The 4,167-nt window shown below is 59.8% G+C and carries 4 protein-coding genes; all 4 read right to left on the bottom strand.

The features are described 5' to 3' along the window. Nucleotides 1-88: 88 nt before the first annotated feature. Complete coding sequence (locus AB5Z02_RS00020; RefSeq protein ID WP_001255015.1) at nucleotides 89-394, bottom strand: LysR family transcriptional regulator; 306 nt, start codon at nucleotides 392-394, stop codon at nucleotides 89-91. 27 nt (nucleotides 395-421) lie between these two features. After that, the gene (floR, locus tag AB5Z02_RS00015; RefSeq protein WP_023300759.1) at nucleotides 422-1,636 is read right to left on the bottom strand and encodes a chloramphenicol/florfenicol efflux MFS transporter FloR; all 1,215 of its coding nucleotides are present in this window, start codon (nucleotides 1,634-1,636) and stop codon (nucleotides 422-424) included. Between the two features lie 216 nt (nucleotides 1,637-1,852). Further along, complete coding sequence (locus tag AB5Z02_RS00010) at nucleotides 1,853-2,737, bottom strand: DUF3363 domain-containing protein (protein ID WP_021598067.1); 885 nt, start codon at nucleotides 2,735-2,737, stop codon at nucleotides 1,853-1,855. 30 nt (nucleotides 2,738-2,767) lie between these two features. After that, nucleotides 2,768-4,167 (bottom strand): IS91-like element ISVsa3 family transposase (locus AB5Z02_RS00005; RefSeq protein ID WP_202821068.1); only part of this gene is annotated, 1,400 nt, incomplete at its 5' end.

Below are 4,167 nucleotides of genomic sequence, written 5' to 3'. Positions count from 1 at the left end.
GTTTACATACAGTCTATCGCTTAGCGGAAAGTTCTTTTACCCTCAGCCGAAATGCCTGCCGTTGCTAGACATTGCCAGCCAGTGCCCGTCACTCCGCGGTCTTCACTGCGTGATCGAGTTGATCGACACCCGCCGTGACACGCTCCATGAAGTGCCTGCCTGCGTCTGTTAGCCGAACGCCCCGCGCATGGCGCTCAAATAGCAGGACACCAAGGTTATCCTCCAGCGCTTTCACACGCGCGCTGACGCTCGACTGGCTGATACCAAGTGCCTTGGCCGCATGCCGAAAATTCAGATGCTCGGCGACGGCGATGAACTGAACAAGGGAAATGAGCGGTATCCTGCCAGACAGGATACCGACATTCACGAGGTTTCGATGGTTAGTGCGCCGCATCGGAGCGGGCCTGCTACCAGTCGTCGGTTAGACGACTGGCGACTTCTCGGTGGCAGCCCCACGGAGCCGAAGGAGCACCAGCCCCAACGAAACCAGTACCGCCATCGCCGTGGCGTAACAGATCACGGGCCACGCTGTGTCACCGTTTAAAAGTGCCACCGCCAATGTCCCGACAATGCTGACTATCAGGCTTTGAACGCAGAAGTAGAACGCGACCGCTGATCCCGCGATGTCGTCGAACTCTGCCAAAGCGCCGTTCGCGGTAACGGACACCGTGAAGACAATACCGACCGCGACAACCCACATCGGTAGGATGAAGGTGAGGAATGACGGCGAGCCGTAAAGTTCGCCGATCCCCAACAGGACCGCTCCGCAAACAAGCAACGCCATCCCACGCGCCACGCATCCTGCGATGCCCCATCTGGCGACAAAGGACTTCGCGAAACGGGTTGTCACGATCATTACAAGCGCGACAGTGGCGAAGGCAAAGCTGAATCCGATCTCGGAATATTCCGCTTGGCCTATGAGCACACGGGGAGCCGTCGAGAAGAAGACGAAGTAGGTGCCCATACCGGCGCTAAAGCCGACAGTGTAAACCCAAAAAGCCGGACTCGCGAAGATCGGCAAGACAGATCGGCGCGTCTTGACTTGATCCAGAGGGCGGGTTTCGTGCCACCTGAAACCCGCATTTAGGAGTGCGAGCATCGCCAGTATAGCCAAAGTAATGAATATCGCCTGCCATCCCAAGAACTCGCCGATCAATGTTCCGGCGATAGGGCCGAGCGCAGGCACGAACGCCAGCATCGAACTGAAAAGGCCGTAGATGACGACACCCTCAGGACGGTTGGCATAAACGTCGCGAACCGTCGCGAACGTCGCCACCAGCATGGCCGACGCGCCCACTGCTTGAAGTAGACGGAAAGCGACAAAGGCCGGTGCAGTTGAAGACCAAGCTGCTCCCAGAGACGCAATGACGAAAGCCGTTGCGCCCGCAAGTAGAATTGGCCGTCGCCCGATTCTGTCTGAGAGCGGACCAAAAATCACCTGGCCCACGCCGAGCATCACCATATAGAGGCTCAACGTGAGTTGGATCATAGCGGGCGTCGTGTTCAGGATGCCGGGCATCGCTGGAACGACAGGGAGATAAATATCCATCGCCAGTGAAGCGAGGATGTCGAAAGGAGCCATCAGCAGCAGTGCTGCCGGCAGCGTATAGGCCCACGCGGGGCGTGTGGTGGTCATGACGAATCAACCCTCGATTAAGGAATACCGGGCGACGTCTGCTCGTCAGCAATCAGATGAGACTAGCCTTACAGAGCGCCGCAACAACAATACTGGTTGTTGCGGCTTACTTGTCTGCTGACTTGGAATTTCCCATCTGATTACTCCACGCTTACGAATATGAATTGCTACATTTTATCCGATTATCTTTTGCTTCGCAATGCGGCATGGGCGCACTCAGCGTTCCAGCCCCCTCTGCCGCCCTAACTGCCACGACACCGACCCGCCCTGCACGATGCCCATAACCTCGCGGCCGAGTTGGCGGTCGATGATCGGCCGCCACGGGACAAGGGTGAACTCATGGGATTTCTCGACCACGGCGAACTTGCCGCTCGATAGATGCACGGTTCCGGTAAACTTGCCGCTGACGCTCTCGCCGTCCGTGGCGGCGCGGAACGGCAGGCCCTTACTCAAAGCCATATCCGATCCGACGCCGGCTACCTCGCGCTCCCGCAGGATGGCGAGAAGGTTGCGCCGGTAGAAGACGCGGCTGTCCCGGCTGCGGGTGGCGTCGCCCTGTTCGATATGGTGCTCGCGGCGCTGGTCCATGGCTTCGCGGACTTGTTGCCCGAAGCCGGTTGGCGCAAGGTCGGCCGTCTCGCCGTGGATCAGCCGCCGGTCCAGCCAGGTCGCGCCGTCCGATCCGATCTGTTTGTTCAGATCGACCGGGGAAAGGACGCGAACGCTGGCCTGACTGTCTCGGCCGGCGTCATGGGCGGCGGCACGGCTGACCAGATCATTGGGGATGCGCCATTGGTCGGCGTCGATCCGCTCGACGATACCGGCCCGGCGTAGCGCCTCCAGCCGGCGCACATGGGCATCGACATAGCCCTCATAGTCGCCGCCTGGAACGCGGCACGTATAGGAAGAATAAACGCCCTTTTCACCCAAGTCCAACAGCTTTGGACCGCAGTTGACTCTTTCGACACCCCTGCGATGCAACCCAATCCGGCTGACGGGGAGCCAGCAACGCTGAAAATTTACCCTCCTCTTTCCCACTAGCGGCTCCTTTTCCGACAACCAGCACGGCGGATCCCTGCCGCGGCGCTGTGAACGCAGCATTTTGATTGGTATCGTTGGCCTTCAGGCTCGTCAGTCAAACAGACCCAGGAGCAGCTCAGCCGGTGGCGCCCGGCTTTCGGGTAACGCCCTGGTCCCGCTGGTTTCGGCTTTGTGCTTCAGGTGATCAAGGATCTGCTTGATCACTATAGGGTCTTCAATGCAGGCGATGACTTTCATGGCGCCGCCGCAGCCGCTGCAGGTCTCGATGTCGATATTGAAAACACGCTTGAGCCGTTGCGCCCATGTCATCGACGCTCGCCGTTGTGCTGGTGTTGCCGGTTCATCAGCCACCCTGACCTTGTTGCCCCTGCCCCGTTTTGCCGGCGTGACCAACGCCCGGTGCCGACTGTTGGGTGCGAACACCCCGTGGAAGCGGGTTAGGTTGACTCTGGGCTTCGGTACCAGGGCGGCCAGCCTTGCAATGAAATCCAATGGTTCGAAAATGACGTGCGTGGTGCCGTCCCGGTACGGCGTCTTGAGCTGGTAGCGCACGTTGCCGCCTCGTGTTAACGACAGCCGCTTCTCGGATACCGCCGGGCGGCTGATGTACCGGCACAGCCGTTCGAGCTTCTTGCGTTCATCGGCCCTGGCCGCCACGCCGGCGTGCAGGCTGGACCCGGCTACCTTGCCAATCCCGTCACCGAACGGATCACCACTGGTCGGCAGAGTTTGCAAAGTGAACACCTTTCGCCCCGCCTGTGAACCGACAGCGATACGGTAAGTGATCGAGTGCCCCAGCAGGGGTGTCATCGGGTCGTCATCCACCGCATCCGAGGCCAGATAGCTGTTTTCGACATCCCGTTCCAGCAGGCCTTGCCGTTCCAGATAGCGACCCACCCGGTGGGCGATGGTGTGCGTCAGCTGGGTGAGCTCTGGGCTGGTCGGCGCCTTGACCCAGCGGAAACGCGCTGAGCCGTGGGATTGCTCGACATACACACCGTCGAGAAACAGCATGTGGAAGTGAACATTCAGATTGAGCGCCGATCCAAAACGCTGGATCAGGGTGACCGCGCCCGTCTTGGCCACTTGGTGGGTATGGCCCGCTTTCTTGACCAGGTGCGTGGCAATGACGCGGTAAACGATGCCCAGCACCCACCCCATGATCTCGGGCCGGCTGGCAAACAGGAAACGCAGCTGAAACGGGAAGCTCAACACCCACTGACGCATGGGTTGTTCAGGCAGTACTTCATCAACCAGCAAGGCGGCACTTTCGGCCATCCGCCGCGCCCCACAGCTCGGGCAGAAACCGCGACGCTTACAGCTGAAAGCGACCAGGTGCTCGGCGTGGCAAGACTCGCAGCGAACCCGTAGAAAGCCATGCTCCAGCCGCCCGCATTGGAGAAATTCTTCAAATTCCCGTTGCACATAGCCCGGCAATTCCTTTCCCTGCTCTGCCATAAGCGCAGCGAATGCCGGGTAATACTCGTCAA

Source organism: Aeromonas sp. R2-3 (genome assembly GCF_040908375.1).
Lineage (GTDB): Bacteria > Pseudomonadota > Gammaproteobacteria > Enterobacterales > Aeromonadaceae > Aeromonas > Aeromonas veronii.
Note: the sequence above shows the minus strand (reverse complement) of the source record. Positions and strands in the feature narration are given on the sequence as shown.